We start from the raw sequence: 3,908 nt of genomic DNA, 5'->3' as shown, positions 1-3,908 counted from the left end.
AGGCCATGGGCATGCTCAACCACCATTTCGCAGCAGCCGCCTGATCGGCGCAGAGCGACAGCCTACCTCTGACTGCCGCCAATCTTTGCAACAGAGCCGTCGCGCTCAATACGTGGTTGGTGCGATCCTCACCGCGTCGGAACACACGCTGATTGAGATAGCCCGGCTCAAGCCGCATTCGAGGTCCGACAGGCAGGCCGACGCCGACGAAGGTTCGCCACTGATCGACGCCATCGCGGGCACCCCAGGTCGTCGAGTTCAGATTGAAGAACCCTTCGGTGAACGCGACCGCCTGCACCGCACCTTTGCGCGCAATCGGCACCTGCAATCGAACGAACTGGCGCAGTCGCCATCCAGTGTCCTCGCGGCCCTCGATCATGCGTTGTTCGAGCCGCGTCCGGCTGATAACTAGCGGAGCTCCGCCCCGCCCTCGAACCGCGGCGAACTGGACCTGCTGCCAGAGCCTGTGTTCGTTGACCGTCCGACCGATCGCCGGATCCGTTCGAATGTAGGCGTAACCGGCGACTGCGTGAGCGTCGCGCGCGATCCGCGCGCCGATAGCCGGACGCGCGATCAACTGGCTGCTCCTTCGACGTCATCGGTCGCCCGCGCCTGCGCTTCCAGCCACAAAAAGAGGTCGCCTCGCACCGTTCCGGTAGCGATCACCGAGCCCCATGCCTGAGCGTCGTCTTCCGCGTGGGCGGGAAGAGAGAGGAACGCTCCGGCGAGGCAAGCGAGCACCGGGAGAATGGGTCGGAAAACAGACTTAGTCATGAACAAGCCTCAGATTAGCGCAATGGTACCGATTGCCGCTCCAATTCCGAGCACGACCGGCGTGGCAAGCTTGCTCTTCCAGCGGTACATGATCCCAAGCGCGACCGCGAAAATGAGCGCGCTGACCACCAGACTAGGTGTGCGAGCGGCCGTGGTTCGAGCGAGGTCCACGACCGTCACTACGATCAGGCCGACAACGCCGGCCGCCACCCCAGCAAGGAAGAGCTGCAACCGCTTGTGTTCGACCACGGCTTCCAAGCGATCGTAGAACAGGAGCGAGAATGCAAAGCGGGAAGGAACATGCCAGCCGTCATCGCTAGCGCGCCCGCTAGCCCACCGCTTATCCAGCCGACGAAGGTGGCGAAGATGACCAGCGGAGCTGGCAGGACGCCCGAAAGGCCGAGGCCATCAAGGAACTGCGCGTCGGTCATCCAGCCTCGTCCGACTGTATCGTTCCGTATGAACGGGATCGCAGTGTAGGCTCCGCCAAAGGTGAGGAGCCCGCCCTTCAACCCGGCCCAGAACAGGGCGGCCGTGGTGGGAGAGGGTTCCCGAACGCCGGCAGCGGCTCCCGTGACTTCCGGGCCGCCACCCCAGGTCAGGGCCGCGATTGCGACTGCGAGAGCCACAACGACCGTAGCGAGGGCATATCGCCCGGTCGAGCCGAGCGCGTAGGCCGCGCCGACCGCCGGGAGCACGATCCAGAAGTTGACGCCGGCGAGCGAGGCGGCGGCCGCTGCAATCGCTGCGGCCCAGAGCCACGGGTCGAGCAAGATGTGCTCACCGATACGATGGACCGCGCGGACAATGACAGCGATCACCGCTGCTTGGATGCCCAAGAATGCGGCTCCGAGGAGCGTTCCTTGGATCGGGAGCCGCGTGTACGCCCAGGCAAGCACAAGCATGAGCACGAGGCCAGGCAGCATAAAGCCGAGCCCTGCCAGAAGGCCGCCCAACCGTCCTTTGGCGCGGATTCCGAGATGAACGCAGAGTTCATGCGCTTCAGGGCCAGGCAGCACCTGCATGACCGCGAGGAGCTTGTTGAACCGGTCGCTTTCTATCCAACGCTCCTCGTCAACCAGCTCGCGCCGGATCATCGCGATCTGCGCCACGGGTCCGCCGAACGCCATCATGCCGAAGCGTAAGAAGGGGGTTGAGTAGCAACGGAACAGAAAACCTACATAAGGCGCGGCTTCAGGCATCGTCGATGCCCGTGACGCTGGGATCACGGAGCGGCCGCAGCTCGCCGCGCGCGACCATGTCGGGGATGGTGAAGGCGTAGCGCCCGAGCATGTTGATGTGTTGGGAGCCGAGCGGCGAGAGGCGCGCGACGTCCTCGTCGAGGATCACATGACCTTCGGTGCGGAGCTGGTTGAGCGCGGCGTCGATGTAGATCGTGTTCCAGAGCACGACCAGATTTACGACGAGCCCAAGCGCGCCGAGTTGATCTTCTTGCCCTTCGCGGTAACGCTGACGAAGCTCACCGCGCTTGCCGTGGAATACGGTGCGGGCGAGCTGGTGACGGCTCTCGCCCCGGTTGAGCTGGACCAGGATGCGTCGCCGGTAGGTTTCGTCATCGATGAACCGCAGCATGTAGAGCGACTTGATGAGGCGGCCAAGTTCCTGGAGCGCGCGCGCTAGCTTGGTCGGGCGATCGTTGGTCTGAAGGACACGGGTGAGCCCAGTCGCGCGCACGACGCCGAGTTTCAGCGATCCGGCCAGGCGCAGCAGGTCATCCCAGTGCTCGACGATCAGCTTGGTGTTGATCCTGTTCGACGCGAGGTCGTCCAGCACACCGTAATCGGCCTTTCCATCGACACGCCAGAACCGCGCGCCGCCGATATCGGCGATGCGCGGCGAGAACTGGAGCCCGAGGAGGTAGAAAACGCCGAAAATCGTGTCGGTATAGCCGGCCGTATCGGTCATGATTTCGCTTGGCCGCAATTCGGTTTCCTGGTCGAGCACGACCGCCAGCAGATGGAGGCTGTCGCGCAACGTACCGGGGACCGTCACGGCATTCAGCCCGGAAAAACGGTCGGAAACCAGATTGTACCAGGTGACGCCGCGTTCGCGCCCGAAATAGCGCGGGTTCGGGCCGGCGTGGATCGTGCGGACCGGCACGGTGAATCGCAGCCCATCGGCCGAGGCGACCTCGCCGCCGCCCCAGGCACGGGTCAGTGGAATCCTGTTATGCGCGGCGACCAGTAGCGCGTTGGCCGCCGTCAGCGTTTCGGCCCGCATGAAGTTCTGCTTCACCCAGCTCAGCCGCGACCGGCGCAAGGCGGGGACCTCCGAGCGGACAAGCGGCTCGAACCCGGTATTGGTTGCCTCCGCGACAAGCACTGCACAGATCGTGGTCGCTATATCCTCAGCGCGCGCATTGCCCTCACTGGCATGAGTGAACGCTGCCCCGAACCCCGTTCGCGCGTGCATCTCCAGGATCAGCTCGGGGAGATCGAGCCGCGGCAGTCGCGCATCGATCGCATTATGCAGGTTGGTGAGGCTCAATGGCTCGTCGATCTTATCGAGCGGTGCGATTGATAGGTCGGCGGCGCTCGCGGTCTTCGTAATTGTCACCGCATCGTTGTCCGGCACGCGCGCGGCTGTTTCGCGGTAGGCAAGATCGAGCCGCGCCGAAAGTTTGGCGATTTCCTCGTCGCCAGCGACCGCCACGCCGACCGTGCGGCATACCGTCGGTCGCGCCGCCTCCCAGCCAGCTCCCGTCAGTAGGCCCTTGCGAGGATCGGCATAGCGAAGTGAGCGAACGGGAAAGACGTCGCGGCGACGGATGGCGCGGCGTAGTCGGTCGAGCGTACAAAGCCGGTATCCGATCAGATCGAATGCACCGTCCGCGGTCTTCAGCTGGCGGGCCCAGGCCTTGGGTACGAAAGATGTTGGTACCGGTCCACGGCGCTTTTCACCCTGGTGAACTCTCCGCAGGTGATCGACCGCGTCCAACAGCGGCTGCCCCGCTGGCGCCGCCGCAAGATCGAGCCCAGCAAGCATCTTCGGCAGATAGCGCATCGTGCCAGTCTGGCCCAGTCGGCCCGAAGCTGCGATTTTGGCCATGTTGAAGAACAAAGATTGAACATGGCGATCTACCAGGCTCGCTCTTGTCCTCCAATCTCGTAAAC

At 64.0% G+C, this 3,908-nt stretch carries 2 protein-coding genes and 2 pseudogenes; all 4 read right to left on the bottom strand.

Annotation, left to right across the window (positions count from 1 at the left end):
- The coding region (locus ADT71_RS29825; RefSeq protein WP_082370046.1) for a DUF2490 domain-containing protein at window positions 1-577 on the bottom strand (577 nt) is incomplete at its 3' end.
- Window positions 574-774: a hypothetical protein gene (locus ADT71_RS00480; protein ID WP_054434149.1), complete on the bottom strand. Its 201-nt coding sequence runs from the start codon at window positions 772-774 to the stop codon at window positions 574-576. The genes ADT71_RS29825 and ADT71_RS00480, both read right to left, overlap by 4 nt.
- A 9-nt stretch (window positions 775-783) precedes the next feature.
- Window positions 784-1,871: pseudogene (chrA, locus tag ADT71_RS00475) on the bottom strand (chromate efflux transporter).
- A gap of 97 nt (window positions 1,872-1,968) precedes the next feature.
- Window positions 1,969-3,795, bottom strand: a pseudogene (locus tag ADT71_RS00470) (Tn3 family transposase); the annotation flags it as partial.
- Window positions 3,796-3,908: the final 113 nt, after the last annotated feature.

The organism is Novosphingobium sp. ST904 (genome assembly GCF_001298105.1).
Lineage (GTDB): Bacteria > Pseudomonadota > Alphaproteobacteria > Sphingomonadales > Sphingomonadaceae > Novosphingobium.
This window is presented reverse-complemented; position numbering and strand designations above follow the sequence as displayed.

Excerpts from the sequence above, each read along its gene's own strand:
- ADT71_RS00480 (WP_054434149.1), bottom strand. The coding sequence starts at position 774 with ATGACTAAGTCTGTTTTCCGACCCATTCTCCCGGTGCTCGCTTGCCTC.